The 17303-nt window shown below is 67.6% G+C and carries 17 protein-coding genes; 11 read left to right on the top strand and 6 right to left on the bottom strand.

The genetic code is table 11. The features are described from left to right. Positions 1-2: 2 nt before the first annotated feature. Positions 3-488 (bottom strand): DUF4124 domain-containing protein, encoded by a 486-nt coding sequence (locus QE444_RS11110; protein ID WP_273861142.1) that lies wholly within the window; start codon positions 486-488, stop codon positions 3-5. A 426-nt stretch (positions 489-914) separates the two neighbouring features. On the opposite strand from QE444_RS11110, the gene imuA reads away from it, so the two are divergent. From imuA to QE444_RS11125, 3 genes are read left to right on the top strand one after another with little or no spacing between them, the layout of a single operon-like run. Next, positions 915-1532: a translesion DNA synthesis-associated protein ImuA gene (gene imuA, locus QE444_RS11115; RefSeq protein ID WP_309738509.1), complete on the top strand. Its 618-nt coding sequence runs from the start codon at positions 915-917 to the stop codon at positions 1530-1532. A gap of 7 nt (positions 1533-1539) precedes the next feature. Next, complete coding sequence (locus QE444_RS11120) at positions 1540-2949, top strand: DNA polymerase Y family protein (RefSeq protein ID WP_273861140.1); 1410 nt, start codon at positions 1540-1542, stop codon at positions 2947-2949. After that, entirely contained in the window at positions 2946-6020 is a 3075-nt protein-coding gene (locus QE444_RS11125) for an error-prone DNA polymerase (RefSeq protein ID WP_309741978.1), read from the top strand. The genes QE444_RS11120 and QE444_RS11125 overlap by 4 nt, the downstream gene beginning before the upstream one ends. A gap of 102 nt (positions 6021-6122) precedes the next feature. Here QE444_RS11125 and QE444_RS11130 read toward each other — a convergent pair whose 3' ends face one another. The 3 genes from QE444_RS11130 to QE444_RS11140 all read right to left on the bottom strand — a co-directional run bounded on the left by QE444_RS11130 (position 6123) and on the right by QE444_RS11140 (position 8036). Continuing rightward, positions 6123-6395: an HU family DNA-binding protein gene (locus QE444_RS11130; protein ID WP_007159052.1), complete on the bottom strand. Its 273-nt coding sequence runs from the start codon at positions 6393-6395 to the stop codon at positions 6123-6125. Positions 6396-6649: 254 nt separating this feature from the next. Continuing rightward, positions 6650-7021: a YkgJ family cysteine cluster protein gene (locus tag QE444_RS11135; protein WP_187978917.1), complete on the bottom strand. Its 372-nt coding sequence runs from the start codon at positions 7019-7021 to the stop codon at positions 6650-6652. Positions 7022-7127: 106 nt separating this feature from the next. Next, positions 7128-8036 (bottom strand): LysR family transcriptional regulator, encoded by a 909-nt coding sequence (locus tag QE444_RS11140; protein WP_309738518.1) that lies wholly within the window; start codon positions 8034-8036, stop codon positions 7128-7130. A 102-nt stretch (positions 8037-8138) separates the two neighbouring features. Here QE444_RS11140 and QE444_RS11145 point away from each other — a divergent pair, with 102 nt between their 5' ends. Both QE444_RS11145 and QE444_RS11150 read left to right on the top strand, forming a co-directional pair. Next, positions 8139-8537, top strand: a complete 399-nt coding sequence (locus tag QE444_RS11145) for a DoxX family protein (protein WP_273861138.1) — start codon at positions 8139-8141, stop codon at positions 8535-8537. 22 nt (positions 8538-8559) lie between these two features. Then, the gene (locus tag QE444_RS11150) at positions 8560-9336 is read left to right on the top strand and encodes a class III extradiol ring-cleavage dioxygenase (RefSeq protein ID WP_273861137.1); all 777 of its coding nucleotides are present in this window, start codon (positions 8560-8562) and stop codon (positions 9334-9336) included. Positions 9337-9406: 70 nt separating this feature from the next. Here QE444_RS11150 and QE444_RS11155 read toward each other — a convergent pair whose 3' ends face one another. Continuing rightward, positions 9407-10000, bottom strand: coding sequence for a Yip1 family protein (locus QE444_RS11155; protein WP_187978921.1), 594 nt, complete (start codon positions 9998-10000; stop codon positions 9407-9409). Positions 10001-10294: 294 nt separating this feature from the next. Between QE444_RS11155 and hpxO the strand changes: the two genes are divergently transcribed. From hpxO to QE444_RS11170, 3 genes are all read left to right on the top strand, one after another. Next, entirely contained in the window at positions 10295-11452 is a 1158-nt protein-coding gene (gene hpxO, locus QE444_RS11160) for an FAD-dependent urate hydroxylase HpxO (protein ID WP_309738522.1), read from the top strand. Positions 11453-11527: 75 nt separating this feature from the next. Then, positions 11528-12541: an ABC transporter substrate-binding protein gene (locus tag QE444_RS11165; protein ID WP_309738523.1), complete on the top strand. Its 1014-nt coding sequence runs from the start codon at positions 11528-11530 to the stop codon at positions 12539-12541. Between the two features lie 47 nt (positions 12542-12588). Further along, a complete protein-coding gene (locus QE444_RS11170; RefSeq protein WP_280306982.1) occupies positions 12589-13371 on the top strand; it encodes a phosphate/phosphite/phosphonate ABC transporter substrate-binding protein in 783 nt (260 codons plus the stop codon). A gap of 177 nt (positions 13372-13548) precedes the next feature. Here the strand turns inward: QE444_RS11170 and QE444_RS11175 are convergent, their stop codons facing one another. Then, positions 13549-14385 (bottom strand): MBL fold metallo-hydrolase, encoded by an 837-nt coding sequence (locus QE444_RS11175; protein ID WP_309738525.1) that lies wholly within the window; start codon positions 14383-14385, stop codon positions 13549-13551. Positions 14386-14669: 284 nt separating this feature from the next. Between QE444_RS11175 and QE444_RS11180 the strand changes: the two genes are divergently transcribed. The 3 genes from QE444_RS11180 to QE444_RS11190 are packed head-to-tail and all read left to right on the top strand — an operon-like array spanning position 14670 to position 17294. Next, positions 14670-15629, top strand: coding sequence for an ABC transporter substrate-binding protein (locus QE444_RS11180; RefSeq protein WP_187978924.1), 960 nt, complete (start codon positions 14670-14672; stop codon positions 15627-15629). Between the two features lies 1 nt (position 15630). Then, complete coding sequence (locus QE444_RS11185; protein WP_133859486.1) at positions 15631-16482, top strand: proline/glycine betaine ABC transporter permease; 852 nt, start codon at positions 15631-15633, stop codon at positions 16480-16482. Next, positions 16479-17294 (top strand): glycine betaine/L-proline ABC transporter ATP-binding protein, encoded by an 816-nt coding sequence (locus tag QE444_RS11190; RefSeq protein WP_133859485.1) that lies wholly within the window; start codon positions 16479-16481, stop codon positions 17292-17294. Before QE444_RS11185 ends, QE444_RS11190 begins: the two co-directional genes overlap by 4 nt. Positions 17295-17303: the final 9 nt, after the last annotated feature.

Below are 17303 nucleotides of genomic sequence, written 5' to 3' on the forward strand. Positions count from 1 at the left end.
CGCTAGCGATCGATGGGGATGCCCCGGTTCGGCGGCGGTGGAGGCGCTGGCGGCTGGGGCTGCTGGGCCTGGGGATGGGGCACCATGTGCCAGGTCTCGTTGCGTGGGCGGCGGTCGATGTAGACCGGCACCGGCTGATAGATGATGCCGGAGCCGCGCACCTCGGTTTCCTGACGCGAGCTGGAAGAGGACGAGGAGCCGCCGACCACGGTGATGTCGTCGACCGGACGTTGGCGGCTGGAAGCGGGGGCGGGTACCACGGTGACCTCGCGCGGCGCACTGACCGGCGGAGGCGCGGCAGGCCTGGGCGGCGGCGTGAAGCCGTTGCTGTCGGGCAGACTCTGCAGCGGAATGGTAGTGATCTGACTATTCGTCGGGCAGGCGCCCTGGGTATAGGTCGTCCGGCCCTGGTCGTCCACGCACTTGTAGACATCCTGAGCGGCCACGACGCCACTGGCGAGCAGCAGGCCATAGAGCAGCGAACGCATGATGAGGCCCTCCGGGCACTCGAAGTGTCTTCCGCAGGATACAAGATGCCTGCCACGACTCCCAGTACCGGCGCGTGCTCGGGACGGAGCCGGTGACTGGACGGCTGACGTCGGCGCAAGGACCCCGCGACCTTGCCGATGGCTGCCGAAATCTTCATGTTCTTCATCTTGCGGGCATCCAGTGCCTCTGGCCCACCATCGAGTGCACTGCCAGACGCCCGGCGCTACAGGTCAGTTGACAGCCTTATCGCCTCCGCCATGCCCTCGAACAATGGTGGTTGCCTGCGGTGTGATCTGGATTCGGATGGCCCCTTCATCGATCCAGGCAGCGGTTCGACTTGACCCCGATGCGAATCGCCTTTAATACTGTATGCATATACAGATAGAGGCGATGGCCATGGACAACACCCCTGCAGGTCTGGCGGCATGAGCGTCGGCGGCGCCAGCCTGGCCCGGCTGTTCGAGGAGCGGCGCCTGTGGAAGGGGCAGACCAGTCCCGAAGCCCGGCGCAGTGGTCAGCCCACCGGGGTCGCTGCCCTGGATGCCTATCTGCCTGGCGCCGGCTGGCCCGAGGCGGCCCTCACCGAATTGCTGCTCGCCGGCCCCGGCCATGGCGAATTGCGGCTGCTCTGGCCGACCCTGGCGCGCCTGAGCCAGGCCGCCGAGCGCATCGCCCTGATCGCGCCGCCGCTGTTGCCCTATCCCCTGGCCTGGCAGGCGGCCGGCGTAGCGCTGGATTCCCTGGTGGTGATCCGCGCCCAGGGCGCCGAGGTGCTCTGGGCCGCCGAGCAATGCCTGCGTTCGGGTTGCTTTGGCGCGGTGCTCTGCTGGCCCGAGCGCGCCGATGATCGCCAGTTGCGCCGCTTGCAGGTCGCCGCGGAGAGCGGTCGTACCCTGGCCTTCGCCCTGCGTCCGGCCGCTGCCCTGGACAATCCCTCGCCAGCGGCCTTGCGTCTGGAACTCCGGGCCCCCCTGGAACGGCTGCACATCCGCAAATGCCGGGGCGGGCAACCCGGCGTGCTCGATCTGGCCGGCGGCGCTTGAGCTTGCCATGCGCTGGGCCTGCATCCTCTTTCCGCAGCTGGCGCTGGATGCCGTGCTGCGCCGTCATCCGCAGCCGGAGCAGCCGCTGGTGCTGCTCTCCGGACCACCGCACCGGCGGCTGCTGCAGGCGGTCAATCCGGCCGCCCGAGCGCTGGGACTGCGCCCGGGCCTGACCCTGGCCGCCGCCCAGGCGCTGACCCGCGACTTCGAGCAGCAGGAGCACGATCCGGCGCTCATCGAGACGGCCGAGACGCTGCTGGCGGCCTGGGGCTATGGCTTCAGTTCCCAGGTCAGCCGCCACTACCCCCGGGCGCTGCTGCTGGAGGTGCAGTCCAGTCTGCCGCTGCTGGGGCCGTGGCCGCGGCTGGAACGGCGCCTGCGCCAGGAGCTCCAGGGCCTGGGTTTTCGCCATCGGCTGGCCCTGGCGCCCAATCCGGTGGCGGCGCGGGTGCTGACCAATGTCGCCGATGGTCTGGCCGCCTCCACCGAGGAGCTGCCGCGTCTGCTCGATCGACTCCCGGTGGAGCGGGCCGGTTTCGCTCCCCAGCAGGCCCAGGCGCTGGCACGCATGGGCATCCGCCGCCTGGCGCAGCTCAAGGCCCTGCCCAGGGTCGCCCTGGCCCGCCGCTTCACTCCGGAGCTCCTGCAGCAGCTGGATCTGCTGGGTGGCAGCCGCAGCCTGGCGCTGGAATTCTATCGACCCCCCGACCGTTTCGTGACGCGGGTGGAGCTCAATTTCGAGGTGGAATCCCACCAGGCCCTGCTGTTCCCGCTGCGCCGCCTTACCGCCGACCTGGCCGCCTGGCTGGCCAGTCGCGACCGTGGCGTGCAGCGCTTCCTGCTCTGGCTGGAGCATCGCCAGGGTCCGGCCACCGCCCTCACCATCGGCCTGCTGGCGCCCGAGCGCGATGCCGCCCTGCTATTCGAATTCGCCCGAGGTCGTCTTGAACAGCTGCAGGTGGTGGCGCCGGTACTGGCGCTGCGCCTGGAAAGCGAGGAATTGCCGCTCTTCGTGCCGGAGCGCCATGGCCTGTTCGACGAACGCCCGGCCCAGGCCGTGGGCTGGGAAGTATTGCGCGAGCGCCTGCGTGCCCGGCTGGGCGAAGCAGCGGTACTCGGTCTTGGCATCCAGGCGGATCACCGTCCCGAGCGCGCCCTGGTCTGGCGCCCGGAACGACGCCTGGAGACCGCGCTGCCCGGTCTGCGTCCGGGTTGGCTGCTGAGCGAACCGCGTCCCCTCGACGGTCAGCCACGCCGCGTCCTCGCGGGCCCTGAACGCATCGAAAGTGGCTGGTGGGACGGGGGCGACCAGCGCCGCGACTACTATCGCATCGAGGTGGCCGACGGACGCCAGGCCTGGGCCTTTCGCCGCTATGGCGAGGAGACGCCCTGGTGGATCCAGGGCTGGTTCGCATGAGCGGCTATGCCGAGCTGCATTGCCTGTCGAATTTCAGTTTCCAGCGCGGTGCCTCCAGCGCCCTGGAGTTGTTCGAGCGCGCCAGGGCGCTGGGCTACGCGGCGCTGGCCATCACCGACGAAGGCACCCTGAGCGGCATCGTTCGTGCCTGGCAGGCGGCGCGCCAGGTCGGGCTGCCACTCATCGTCGGCAGCGAGCTGACCCTCGACGACGGCCTGCGCCTGGTGCTGCTGGTGGAGGATCTGCCGGGTTACGAGACCCTCTGCGCCCTGATCACCCGGGCGCGCCGTCGTGCGCCCAAGGGCCGCTACCAGCTTGCTCGCGCGGATCTGCAACCGCCACTGCCCGGGCTGCTGGCGATCTGGTTGCCGGGAGAAGGACCCGTGGCCGAGGAGGGCGCCTGGCTCAAGCAGGTATTCGCCGAGCGCCTCTGGCTTGGCGTCGAATTGCTGCGCGGCGCCGACGATACCGCCCGACTCCTGCAGTTGCAGGCACTGGGCACCCAACTGGGCGTGCCGGCAGTGGCCTGTGGCGACGTGCACATGCACACCCGCGGGCGCCGGGCCCTGCAGGATGTGCTCACCGGCATCCGCCATCACCTGCCGGTGGCCGAAGCCGGCTATCGCCTGCATCCCAACGGCGAGCGCCATCTGCGCCCGCTGGCGGTGCTCGAAAGCCTCTATCCCGCGGCGCTGCGCGCCGAGACCCTGAGGATCGCCGCCCGCTGCCGCTTCGATCTGGGCGAGTTGCGCTATCGCTATCCCCAGGAGGTGATACCCGCCGGCGCGACGGCCGGTGCCTGGCTGGCCGAGCTGACCCGCCGTGGCCTGGCCTGGCGCTGGCCGGAAGGCGCTCCGGAAAGGGTCACCGACCAGGTGGCCCGGGAGCTGGCGCTGATCGCCGAAAAGGGCTACGAGAACTACTTCCTCACCGTGCACGACATCGTCGACTACGCCCGCCGCCAGCACATCCTCTGCCAGGGCCGCGGCTCGGCGGCCAACTCGGTGGTTTGCTATGTGCTGGGCATCACCGAGCTGAATCCGCTCACCGGCAATCTGCTGTTCGAGCGCTTCATCTCCCGTGAGCGCGACGAGCCGCCCGACATCGACGTCGACTTCGAGCACGAGCGGCGCGAAGAGGTCATCCAGTACGTCTTTCGCCGCTATGGGCGCGAGCGGGCCGCGCTCACCGCGGTGGTCAGCACCTATCACGCCGCCGGCGCCTTGCGCGATGTCGGCAAGGCCCTGGGCCTGCCGGGCGACCAGCTCGACGCCCTGTCCGGGTGCGCCGGGCGCTGGACCGACAAGATCCCCGGTCCGCAGCGTCTGCGCGAAGCGGGTTTCGACCCGGACAGCCCGCTGCTGCAGCGAGTGCTCATCCTCGCCGGCCAGTTGATCGGCTTTCCCCGGCATCTCTCCCAGCATCCCGGTGGCTTCGTCATTTCCGCAGCGCCCCTGGCGACGCTGGTGCCGGTGGAAAACGCCGCCATGCCCGAACGCACCCTGATCCAGTGGGACAAGGACGACCTCGATGCCGTGGGCCTGCTCAAGGTCGATATCCTCGCCCTGGGCATGCTCAGCGCCCTGCGCCGCTGCTTCGACCTGGTCGCCGGCTGGCGTGGCCAGCGCTGGACCCTGGCCAGCCTGCCCCAGGAAGACCCGCCCACCTATGCCATGATCTCCCGCGCCGATACGGTGGGGGTGTTCCAGATCGAATCCCGCGCCCAGATGGCCATGCTGCCGCGCCTCAGGCCGCAAACCCTCTACGACCTGGTGATCGAGGTGGCCATCGTCCGTCCCGGCCCCATCCAGGGCGACATGGTGCATCCCTATCTGCGCCGCCGGAACGGGGAAGAGGAGGCCGACTATCCCCATGACGAATTGCGTCCAGCCCTGGAGCGCACCCTGGGAGTGCCGCTGTTCCAGGAACAGGTGATGCAGATCGCCATGGTCGCCGCCCAGTACACGCCCGGCGAAGCCGATCAGTTGCGCCGCTCCATGGCTGCCTGGAAGCGCCACGGCGGCCTCGAACCCCATCGCCAACGGCTGCACAGCCGCATGGTCGAGCGCGGCTATCGCCCGGAATTCGCCGCGCGCCTCTTCGAGCAGATCAAGGGCTTCGGCAGCTACGGCTTTCCCGAGTCCCATGCCGCCAGCTTCGCCCTGCTGACCTATGCCAGCTCCTGGCTCAAGTGCCACGAGCCGGCCGCCTTCGCCTGTGCCCTGGTCAACAGCTGGCCGATGGGTTTCTACAGTCCGGATCAGGTGTTGCAGGACGCCCGGCGCCACGGCATCGAGGTGCGCGCGGTGACCGTGCAGGCCAGCGACTGGGATTGCCGGCTGGAGGCGAGTGCCGGCCATCAGCCGGCGATCCGCCTGGGCCTGCGCCTGGTGCAGGGGCTGGCGGAAGCGGCTGGCCAGCGCCTGGTAGCGGCACGGGGTACGCAGCCCTTTCGCGACGTCGAGGACCTCTGTCGCCGGGCCGAGCTGGATGCCCGGGCGCGCGGACAGCTGGCCGAGGCCGGTGCCCTGGCGGAGCTGGCCGGGGATCGCCATCAGGCACGCTGGGCCATGGCCGGGGTGGAGCGCCAGCTGCCGCTGTTCGAATCGGCGGACAGCGCCCTGGAGGAACGCCCGGCCTTGCCCGCGCCCAGCGTCGCGGAGGACGTGCATGCCGACTACCGCATGCTGGGCACCACCCTGGGACCCCATCCGTTGAGCCTGTTGCGCGGCGAACTCCAGGCACGACGCTGCCGGGATTTCCGTGAGCTGGACGAGATCAGACCCGGTGCCCTGGTGCGGGTGGCCGGACTGGTGCGCGGACGACAGCGACCGGGCACGGCCAGCGGGGTGATCTTCGTGACCCTGGAAGACGAGCACGGCATGCTCAATGTGGTGGTCTGGCGCGCGGTGGGCGAACAGCAGCGGCGACCGTTGTTGCAGGCACGATTGCTACAGGTCGAGGGGCATCTGGAACGGGAAGCGGGGGTGCAGCACCTGATCGCCGGTCGCTTGACCGACCTGAGTCCTTTGCTCGACGAACTCATGGTGTCGAGTCGGGATTTCCACTAGGGCTTGAGGGAGAGGTGAGGCGGGGGAGAGGCTGGTGGAGCGGGGGACTGTCTTCCGAAGCGCTCTGAAGCGCCCGGAAGACAAGAATCGACCAACGCAGTCTTAGCTGACGGCGTCTTTGAGGCCTTTGCCGGGCTTGAAGCCGGGCAGCTTGGCAGCGGCGATCTTGATGGTGGCACCGGTCTGCGGGTTGCGGCCTTCGCGAGCAGCGCGCTCTTTTACTGCGAAAGTTCCGAAACCGACCAGGCTGACGCTGTCGCCTTGCTTCAGGGCGTCGGTCACCGCAGTGGTGAAGGCGTCCAGGGCTTTGGCAGCGGTGGCCTTGGGCAGGTCGGCAGACGCGGCAATGGCGTCGATCAGCTCAGCTTTATTCATGTAAAAACTCCATGTGTGAGTATTGGCCAGGCAGTATAGCGGCAGCTTTGCCTTGCGTAGAGCCTTTGTGAGCCTCTACGTGGCCGGTTGAAGCAGCCTTGTTGTTCGGCGCTACAGGATACGCATAGCGGGCGAAAGAACGATAGGGTATTCGATCTGGCAGGGGCGTGAAAACCTGATCCGCACTGCATTTTCCACGCTTCACAGCCCAACCGTCGCCTTTTTGGGCAGCGGCAATGGCCGTTTGGTTTCCTCTAGGCTACGCGGTCGGGCGAGATATGCGGTTGCAACGGTGGCGTCAGGGGCGGCAGGCCATAGGCCGCACGGGCGGCATCGCAGTGCGGATTGGCTTCGCCATGCTCCCAGGCGGCGGTGAACTCGCGGCAGGTGCTGGAACGGTTTTCATAGACGGTGCAGCGCGTGCCGCAGCCCACCTCGCCAAGCAGGGCCGCACAGCGTACCGGCTTCTGCTCGGTGCCCTGCATGGCCACCAGGTGCGGGCTGATCGCGACGGTCAGGTAGTCGGGCACCAGGCCGCCTGCCGACTGGCATTCGCCCCAATAGAAAGACACGCGAAAATGGGCGCAGCAGGCGCCACAGCTGAGGCAGGGATTCTCGGTCGACATGGACGACAGCCATCGCAGGAACCGGCAGGGCCGGCGGGACAGGCACGGATTCTAGGCAAGCCCCGTGAGGCTGCGAAGCCCCCTCCAACGACCGTTCGGCGGCGACCTACGGCAGTCTTTTCAGGTGCTCGGGTGTGACCAGATGTCGCTGCAGCCAGGCAATGAACAGCCGCACCTTGGCCGGCACCAGGCGCCGATGGGGATAGAGGGCGTGGATGGCGATGGCCTGGGTGTACCAGGGGGCGAACAGTCGCTCCAGGCGACCCGCCGCCAGGTCATCGCCCACCAGGAAATCCGGCTGGCGAATGATGCCGTGGCCGTCCAGCGCCGCCTGGTGGAGGACGTTGCCATTGTTGGCGCGCAGTGGCCCGCTGACCTTGACCTGCAGGCGCTCCCCCTCACGCTGGAATTCCCAGAGATCGCCATCGCTGGCGTAGCTGTAGAGCAGGCAACGATGCTCACGCAAGGCGGTGGGATGCTCGGGGCGACCATGGCGCTGCAAATAGGCGGGTGCGGCACAGATGAACAGCTCGACCGCTCCCAGGGGCTGCGCCACCAGACTGGAGTCGCTGAGGTCGCCGATGCGCACGGCCAGATCGAAGCCTTCCTCGACCAGGCGCACCTGGCGATCGCTCAGCTCCAGATCGATGGCGACCTCGGGATATTCATGCAGGAAGCTACTCACCAGCGGCGCCAGGTGACGTACGCCAAAGGTGAGGGGCGCACTGACCCTGAGCCGCCCCTGGGGCCGCTCGTGGCCTTCCTGCAGGCGCTGCTCGAGGGCCTCCAGATCACCGAGCAGCGGGACCAGTCCTTCATGCAGCGTACGCCCGGCCTCGGTCAGGCTCAGGGTGCGGGTGGTGCGTTGCAGCAGCCGAGTGCCGTAGTGGCGCTCCAGGGCCGCCAGGTGCTTGGTAAGCGCCGAGCGCGACAGCTCCAGCCGCTCCGCTGCGGCGGTCAGGCTGCCCAGTTCGACGATCTTGATGAAGGCCTGCAGGGCTCTCAGAGTGTCCAAGGATTGTTTCCATAGCGTGCACAGTTCATTCCCAGGGTGCGCCTTTATTCGCGTGCTGGAAACAGGACAATAGCGTCATCCTTCCTCCGTTCGAGAATCAGCATGACCGACCGTACTGCATCCTATGCCCCACTGTTGCTGCGCCTGGCCCTGGGCGCCATGTTCCTGGCCCACGGCCTGACCAAGCTGCTGGTGTTCACCCTGCCGGGCACGGCGGCTTTCTTCGCCTCGGTGGGCTTTCCCGGCTGGCTGGCCTATCCGGTCACCTTCTTCGAGCTGGGCGCGGGCGTACTCCTGATCCTCGGCGCCTGGGTGCGTCCGGTCGCGGCAGTCGCCGCCGTCCAACTGTTCGCGGCCGCGACGGTCCATTTCGGCAACGGCTGGTCCTTCTCCAATCCCCATGGCGGCTGGGAATATCCGGTCTTTCTCGCCGTGACCGCCGCCGCCCTGGCACTGCTGGGCGCTGGCCAGCTCTCCTGGGATGCCCGCAAGCGTTCCTGAACCCTGCTCAGAGGTCGCCACCATGTCGCTTCCCACCCTGTTCGTTTCTCACGGTTCGCCCATGGAGGCGCTCGACGCCGGCGCGGCGGGAACGGCCTGGCGCGACCTGGGACGGTCGCTGCCGACCCCGGCCGCCATCGTTGTGGTCTCGGCGCACTTCGATACCCGGGTTCCGCTGTTCGGCAGCGCCAAGCGGCCGGCTACCGTCCATGACTTCTATGGCTTTCCCGAGGCCCTCTACCAACTGGACTATCCCGCGCCTGGCGCTCCGGCCCTGGCCGAGCAGCTGGCGCGGGGGCTACGTGACCAGGGCTGGGAGGCCGAAACCGGCGAGCAGGGGCTGGATCATGGCGCCTGGGTGCCGCTGCGCTATCTCTATCCCGACGCTCGGATCCCCGTGGTGCCGCTGTCGATGAGCGCTGCCCGCGGACCGGACTACCACTATGCCCTGGGCCAGGCGCTGGCCAGGGTGCTACCGGCGGACACCCTGCTGATCGGCTCGGGCAGCCTGACCCACAACCTCGGTGATTTCCGCCGTGGCGGCGCCGACTCCCCCAGCTATGTGCGGGACTTCCAGCAATGGATGCAGACCCGCCTGCGCGAGCGGGACCTGGACGCCTTGCTCGATTACCGACGTCAGGCGCCGCAGGCCCGCCAGGCCCATCCCACCGACGAGCACCTGTTGCCGCTGTTCGTCGCCCTGGGCGCGGCCGACCCCGAGGGCACCTTCAGCGTCCATCACGACGGCATCGCCCATCGCATCCTGGCCATGGATCTCTACGGCTTTTCCCGTCACTAGCCGTTCGCCAACAAAAAGCCCGGAGCGGTAACGCATCCGGGCTTTTTGCTAACGGCAGTGTGACGTTCGATCAGCCGAACAGCTTGGGACCATAGCCCCACATCAGAACCGTGGTAGCCATCAGCACCTCCAGCACCAGCACCCCGATGGCCAGGGTGGAACCGGACATGATGAAGCCTTCCCGCTGGTCGATATTGAGGAAGGAGGGGATGCCCGTATAGAGCAGGTAGGCCGAATAGGCCAGGCCGACGATCCCGGCGATGGCGCACAGCCACACCAGCGGATAGAAGCCCACCAGACCGCTCAGCAGCATGGGCGTGGCCACGTAGCCGGCGAAGAGGATGCAGCGGTTGGCACTGGGTCGATCCGGATAGCGCCGCGCCAGCCAGTGGATCACATGTCCCATGGCCACGACGGCCGCCATGATCAGCGCATAGCTGATGACCGCCAGTACCACCGCCGTGGGTATGTCCAGCACATGGGCTTCACCGCCGCCGAAGCGCCAGCCGAAGGTGGTGGTCCCTACCAGGGAAGCGACGACGGGAATGGCCGCCAGGAAGGCGACATGATGGGCGAAGAAGTGTCCGACCGTTTCCCCTTCGCGACGGATCTGTTGCCACTCGCGATCGGGATGGGCCAGCAGGCCCCAGACATGATTGATCATGATCCTGCTCCTCAAACCCGCTGTGGTCGCCGCAAGCGGGCCTCTATGGATGGCGAACGCTGGGTACAACGCGACTGGCGACTACCTTAGGAGTATAGAAGAGGTCTGGAATGCGTCATGCGAGCCGACGAAGGGCAGCTTGCCTGCAGACGAAGCGACCAATGGTGCACAGAGCACCAGGCTGGTGCGTTTCCTGGCCTCTGCTGTCCGGCCAGCGCCCGGAAGGCAATACTTGACCACTTGGACAGGAAATTGCTTGTTCAGGGTATCTGTTACCGCCAAACGAGGCCTGTCATGCCATCTCTCGACATCATCATCGCCGGCGCCGGCATGGGCGGTCTAACCGCCGCCCTGGCGTTGCAGCAGGCCGGGCACCGGGTCCGCCTGTTCGAGCGCGCGCAGGATCTCGCCCCCATCGGTGCGGCCATTTCCATCTGGCCCAACGGCGTCAAGGTACTCGAACACCTGGGGCTCGGGTCCGCTATCGCCGCGGTCAGCGGTGACATGCAGACCATGAGCTACCGGGACCACGAGGGACGGTTGCTTACCCAGTTCAGCCTGCTGCCTCTTTATACGGCCGTGGGCCGGCCAGCACGTCCCATCGCCCGTGCCCACCTGCAGCGACTGCTGCTGGAAGCCGTGGGCGCCGAGCGGGTGACCCTGGGTGTCGGTTGCGACGGCTTCGAGCAGGATGCGACCGGGGTGACCGTGCTCCTTGGCGACGGTCGGCGCGAACGGGCCGATCTGCTGATCGCCGCCGATGGCACCCACTCGCGCCTGCGGGAGCGGGTGGTGGGCCAGGCCATCACCCGTGAGTATTGCGGCTACGTGAACTGGAACGGGCGGGTGAGGATCGCGCCGGAGCTGGCCGAGGCCCACGACTGGGCGCAATTCGTCGGGGCGCACCAGCGGGTTTCCCTGATGCCCATGGGCGGCGGCGAATTCTATTTCTTTTTCGACGTACCCCTGCCCAAGGGCACACCCAACGACCGCGGCCGTTACCGCGCGGAGCTGGCCGAGCACTTCGCCGGCTGGGCGCCGCCGGTGCAGCGCCTCATCGAACGACTGGATCCCCAGGGTGTGGCCCGCGTGGAGATCCACGATACCCGGCCATTGCCGACCCTGGTGCAGGGACGGGTGGCGCTCCTGGGCGATTCCGCCCATGCCATGGCCCCGGACCTGGGGCAGGGCGGTTGCCAGGCCATGGAGGATGCCTGGGTGCTGGCGCGCTGCCTGGACGCCGAGACCGATCCGCGCGCGGCCCTGCAGGCCTACGAGCAGGCCCGGCTGGAACGGGTCGCCGGCATCGTCGAGCGGGCGCGCAAGCGCTGCGAGATCACCCACGGCTACGATCCTCTGGCTACTCAGGCCTGGTACGCCGAGCTGGCCCGGGAAACCGGCGAGACGGTGATCGCCGGCCTGCGCAAGACCGCCGAGGGCGGTCCGCTGTGAAATAGCCCTGGCCCGCGGGGACGAATGGCAGTGCCGGGGGTCGAAAGGCCCACGTCCTCGTCGGAGAGTTAGCCCATGCGCCTGCGTCTCGCCCTGACCCTTGCCAGCCTTGCCATCACCCCGCTGGTCTTTGCCGCCGACGGCGGCTGTCCCTATCCGCAGACGGTGAAATTCGCCGGCCCCAACTGGGAGAGCGGCATGTTCACCACCGAGGTGCTGCGCCTGCTGGTGGAGAAGGGCTATGGCTGCCAGACCGACAGCGTGCCGGGCAATACCGTGACCCTGGAAAACGCCCTGGCGCAAAACGACATCCAGGTCACGGGCGAGCAGTGGGCCGGGCGCAGTCCGGCCTGGCGCGCGGCGGAAAAGGCCGGCAAGGTCTTTGCCGTCGGCGAGACGGTCAAGGGCGCTACCGAGGGCTGGTGGGTACCGGAATACCTGGTCAAGGGTGATCCCGCGCGGGGCATCCAGGCCAAGGCGCCGGACCTGAAGAGCGTCGCCGATCTGCCGCGCTACAAGGAGTTGTTCCGCGATCCGGAAGAGCCCGGCAAGGGTCGCTTCCTCAACTGCCCGACCGGCTGGACCTGCGAGATCGTCAACAGCCAGAAGCTCAAGGCCTACAAGCTGACCGACAGCTACACCAACTTCCGCACCGGTACCGGCCCCGCACTGGATGCGGCCATCGCTACCGCCATGCGTCGTGGCGAGCCGGTGCTCTTCTACTATTGGTCGCCGACCCCGCTGATGGGCCGCTACAAGCTGGTCCAGCTGGAAGAACCGCCGTTCAGCCAGAAGGCCTGGGATACCCTGTCGGATCCGAAGAATCCCGATCCGCTGCCGTCACGCTCCCTGCCGGCCAAGATCACCATCGGCGTCTCCCGCGACCTGCACGACAAGGCGCCGGCCCTGGTGGCGCTGTTCGAGAAGGTCGAATTCCCCCTCGACCAGTTCAACGGCATCCTCGCCGGCATGGCCGAGAAACGCGAAGACGCCCAGGTCGTGGCCAAGCGTTTCCTCAAGGAGCATCCGGAGGTCTGGACGTCCTGGCTGCCGGCGGAAAACGCCGAGCGGGTAAAGGCGGCGCTCTAGGCGCCTTGATTAGGGGATAATGGCGGTTTCCCGTGCTGGAGCCGCCCATGACCGTCGCCGCCCTCACCATGTACGTCGAGCCTGCCGAGGTGCGCGACGCCTATCGCCAGCTGGCCGAGGCCGTGGCGCTGCGCCTGGGCGAGACGCTCGACCCTGCGCCCGAGGAGCTGCCGGCGCTCTGGACGCATCCCGCGCTGCTGCTGGCCCAGACCTGCGGCTATCCCTGGGCGACCCGCCTGCGCGGCCAGGTGCGCCTGGTCGCGGCGCCGCGTTATCGCTTCGAGGGTTGCCAGGCGGCCGAGCACTGCGCCTTCATCCTGGTGCCCGAGACGCTGGAGGCGACCAGCCTGGCCGATCTGCGCGGCAAGCGTGTCGCCCTCAACGGCCTGGATTCCAATACCGGCATGAATCTGCTGCGCCACGCCGTGGCGCCCCTGGCCGAGCGTGCCCGCTTCTTCGGCGAGATGATCGTCAGCGAAAGCCACGCCAACAGCCTGGCGCTATTGCAGCAGGGGCACGCCGATGTGGCCGCGGTGGATGCCGTGACCTATGGCTATCTGCAACGCGCCCAGCCCGCGCGGGTCGCCGGTCTGCGCCTGCTGCAACGCACGCGTACCAGCCCGGCACTGCCCTTCATCACCGCCGCCAGTCGTTCGGACGCGGAAGTGCAGGCCTTACGCACGGCCCTGAACGACAGCCTGGCCGCCGATCCTGCGTTGGCCGACATCCTTGCCCTCGACGGTGTCACGGCCGTGGAAGAGGCGACTTATCTACCCCTGCTGGATTGGCGCCGGGAGGCGGTGGAGCAGGGTTACCCAGTGATTGCCTAGGTTGGGTTGAGACGGCTTTACCGTCGAAGCCCAACACGGGGGCTTGGCCCTGTTGGGCTTCGCTGCGCTACGGGTCCCGACCCTGGCGTAGGTTGGGTTGAGACAGCTTTATCGTCGAAGCCCAACATCGAGGAGCTCGGCCTAGGTCCTGTTGAGCTTCGCCGTGCTCAGCGCAGCCTACGCCCGCTCACCCTCCTGCAACCGCTTTAACTCCACTAGATCATGGCTGCAGAACAGCGTCAGCCCCAGGTCCTGGCGCAGGGAAAGTTCGCGCAGGCGCGCCTGGTTGTCCAGGCGGCTGGCGCGGTCGGCTTCCATCAGGCGCTGGTAGAACCTCAGGCCCGGTGTGCAGTGACGTTCGGGCTGGCGCATCTCGTCGCGATAGAAATAGGCGTCGCCGGCGTGCAGCAACCAGCCTCCGTCGTGCTGGATGGCAATACCGGCATGACCCGGGGTATGGCCGGGCAGCGGGATCATCAGAATCTCCGGCGGCAGCCCAGGCAGGTCACGCACGCTGGCGAAGCCATTCCACCACTCGCCCTGGGGTTCATGGAAATGCCAGTGGCGAATGCCTTGCCACTGTGCCGGACGGTAGCGGCGTCGACCGATGAAGCCATGGCGCTGCCGCTGCGCATCCCACTCGCGCTGCAGGACATGGACCTGGGCCTGGGGAAAATCGTCCAGGCCGCCGGCGTGGTCGAAATCCAGATGGGTCAGCACGATATGGCGGACGTCGCCCGGACGAAAACCCAGGCGGCGGAGCTGCGCCAGGGCGCTGAGTTCGGGATCGTACTGGATGCGATTCATCAGCCGGAAGAACGGACTCAGCCGCCGGCCGCGTTCCCTGAGATCGGCTTCGCCAAAGCCGGTATCCACCAGCACCAGGCCGTCCCGGTCGGTTTCCACCAGCAGGCAATGACAGGCGAGGTGGGCGGCAAGGCCATGGCTGAAACCGTCGTACAGTGCCCCGCCCAGGGGGCACATGCAGCCGCAGTTGAGGTGATGGATACGCATGATCGGCTCCGCGAGGGTGACCTCCGGTAGAAGAGGCGAGCGCGTGCAAAGTTCGAGCGCAGCGGTCGTCCGCGCGAGTGTCATTGCGGCGAGGGAGAGGTCGACGGGTCTGGGTGGCGCCGCTTGATCGACCAGAACACGACGCTGTGTTCAGCGCCCGCGAGCCTCACAGGGGCGGCCCCAGGGGCTCTGGCTGAACCCTGAGCCCGCGGCGCTGACCAAGGTAGGATCGCCAGCGGAACGGCTCTGCCGCCCTGGCCCTCCCAGTGCAGACGGAGTCACCCATGCCCACAGCCTTTCCCCGCCGTTCCCTCCTGGCCGCCGGCCTCTCCCTTGGCCTGCTCGCCGCCGGCACCGCCCAGGCCGACAGCTGGTGCGCCAGCAAGCCGGTGAAGTTCGCCGGGGTGAACTGGGAGAGCGGCATGCTGCTCTCCGAATTGATGGGCTTCGTCCTGCAGCACGGCTATGACTGCAAGGTGGACAGCATCCCCGGCAACTCCATCACCCTGGAGCAGGCCCTGGGCAACAACGACATCCAGGTGTTCGCCGAGGAGTGGATAGGCCGCAGCGAGGCCTGGAACAAGGCCGCCGCCGCTGGCAAGGTGGTCGGCGTGGGCGCTCCTATAGAAGGTGCCACCGAAGGCTGGTACGTGCCACGCTATCTGGTGGAAGGCGAGGGCGCCAAGGCCCCCAACCTGAAGAGCATCGCCGACCTGGGTCAGTACGCCGAGCTGTTCCGTGATCCGGAAGAACCGGGCAAGGGCCGCTTCTACAATTGCCCGGCCGGCTGGACCTGCGAACTGGAAAACACCCAGATGCTGCAGAGCTACGGCCTGAGCGACAAATACACCAACTTTCGCCCGGGTACTGGACCGGCGCTGGATGCGGCCATCGTCTCGGCCACCCGGCGCAAGCAGCCGATCCTGACCTACTACTGGTCGCCGACGCCGCTGCTGGGCCGAGTCGACATGGTGCAGCTCAAGCCCCGTGACGGCGAAGCCAAGCGCATCCAGGTGCAGGCCGGCCTCTCCAAGCCTTTCCACGACGGCGCCCCCGAGCTGGTGGCCGTGCTGAGTCGAGTCAACGTACCCATCGAACTGCTCAACCGCACCCTGGCCGAGCAGGCCGAAGCCAAGCAGGACGCCCCCGCCGCGGCCAAGGCGCTACTCAAGGCCCATCCCGAACTGTGGCAGGCCTGGGTGACCGACGCCGCGGCGCGCAGCAAGATCCAGGCGGCGCTCTAGGATGTTTCCCGAAGGCCTGACCTTTTCCTTCGCCGACGCCGTCAATCGCGGTGTCGACTGGCTGGTGACCCGCTACGGCGACGTCTTCCGGACCATCTCCGACACCCTGCTGCAGGCCATCGTCTGGCTTGAAGGCCTGCTGCGCGGCACCCCCTGGTGGGCGCTGCTGCTGATCGTCGCGGCCCTGGCCGCCCATGCCACCCGGCGAGTGTTGCCGACCCTGCTGATCACCGGACTGCTGTTCCTGGTCGGCGCCCTGGGGCTGTGGGACAAGCTGATGCAGACCCTGGCCTTGGTGCTGGTGGCCACCGCCATCGCGGTGATCATCGGCATCCCCCTGGGCATTCTCTGCGCTCGTAGCGCCCGTCTGCGTCTGGTGCTTATGCCACTACTGGACATCATGCAGACCATGCCCAGCTTCGTGTACCTGATCCCGGTGCTGATGCTGTTCGGCCTGGGCAAGGTGCCGGCGATCTTCGCCACGGTGATCTATGCCGCGCCGCCGCTGATCCGCCTCACCGACCTGGGCATCCGCCAGGTCGATCGCGAGGTCATGGAGGCTGTCAACGCCTTTGGCGCCAGTCGCTGGCAGCAGCTGTTCGGCGTGCAGCTGCCGCTGGCGCTGCCAAGCATCATGGCCGGCATCAACCAGACCACCATGATGGCGCTGTCCATGGTGGTGATCGCCTCCATGATCGGCGCCCGGGGTCTTGGTGAAGAGGTGCTGGTGGGCATCCAGACTCTGGACGTGGGCAAGGGCCTGCAGGCGGGACTGGCCATCGTCATTCTCGCCGTGGTCATCGACCGCATCACCCAGGCCTATGGCCGCCAGCGCCACGAGGTGGAGCGATGAAGATCGTCGTCGAGCGGGTCTCCAAGATCTTCGGCAAACGCGAGCAGGCTGCCCTGGCCCTGCTCCGCGAGGGGCACGACAAGGCCGACATCCTCGCCCGCACGGGTTGCGTGGTGGGGGTGGACGATCTGTCCCTGGAAATCGCCGAAGGCGAGATCTTCGTCATCATGGGCCTCTCCGGTTCCGGCAAGTCGACCCTGGTGCGCCACTTCAATCGGCTGATCGATCCGAGCAGCGGGCGCATCCTCATCGATGGCCAGGACATCCTCCAGCTGCCGCTGCCGGCGCTGCGCGAATTGCGCCGCCAGCGCATCAGCATGGTGTTCCAGAGCTTTGGCCTGCTGCCCCATCGGCGGGTGCTGGACAACGTCGCCTACGGCCTCAAGGTGCGGGGCGAGCCCAAGGCGGTCTGTCGCGAACGGGCGCTGCACTGGCTCGAGGTGGTGGGCCTGGCCGGCTACGAGCGCAAGTGGCCGCACCAGCTCTCCGGTGGCATGCGCCAGCGGGTCGGCCTGGCCCGTGCCCTGGCGGCGGATACCGAGATCATCCTGATGGACGAGGCCTTTTCCGCCCTCGATCCGTTGATCCGCGCCGAGATGCAGGAGCAACTGCTGGAGCTGCAACAGCGCCTGCACAAGACCATCGTCTTCATCACCCATGACCTGGACGAGGCACTGCGCCTGGGTAATCGCATCGCCATCCTGCGCGACGGTCGACTGGTGCAGGTGGGTACCCCCGCGGACATCCTCGGCCAGCCGGCCGACGACTACGTGGCGCGCTTCGTCCAGCGGCGTACCGCTGCGACAGTTTGAAACAATTGC

Origin of the sequence: Pseudomonas sp. SORGH_AS_0199 (assembly GCF_031453735.1) — a bacterium.
Taxonomy (GTDB): domain Bacteria; phylum Pseudomonadota; class Gammaproteobacteria; order Pseudomonadales; family Pseudomonadaceae; genus Chryseomonas; species Chryseomonas aestiva.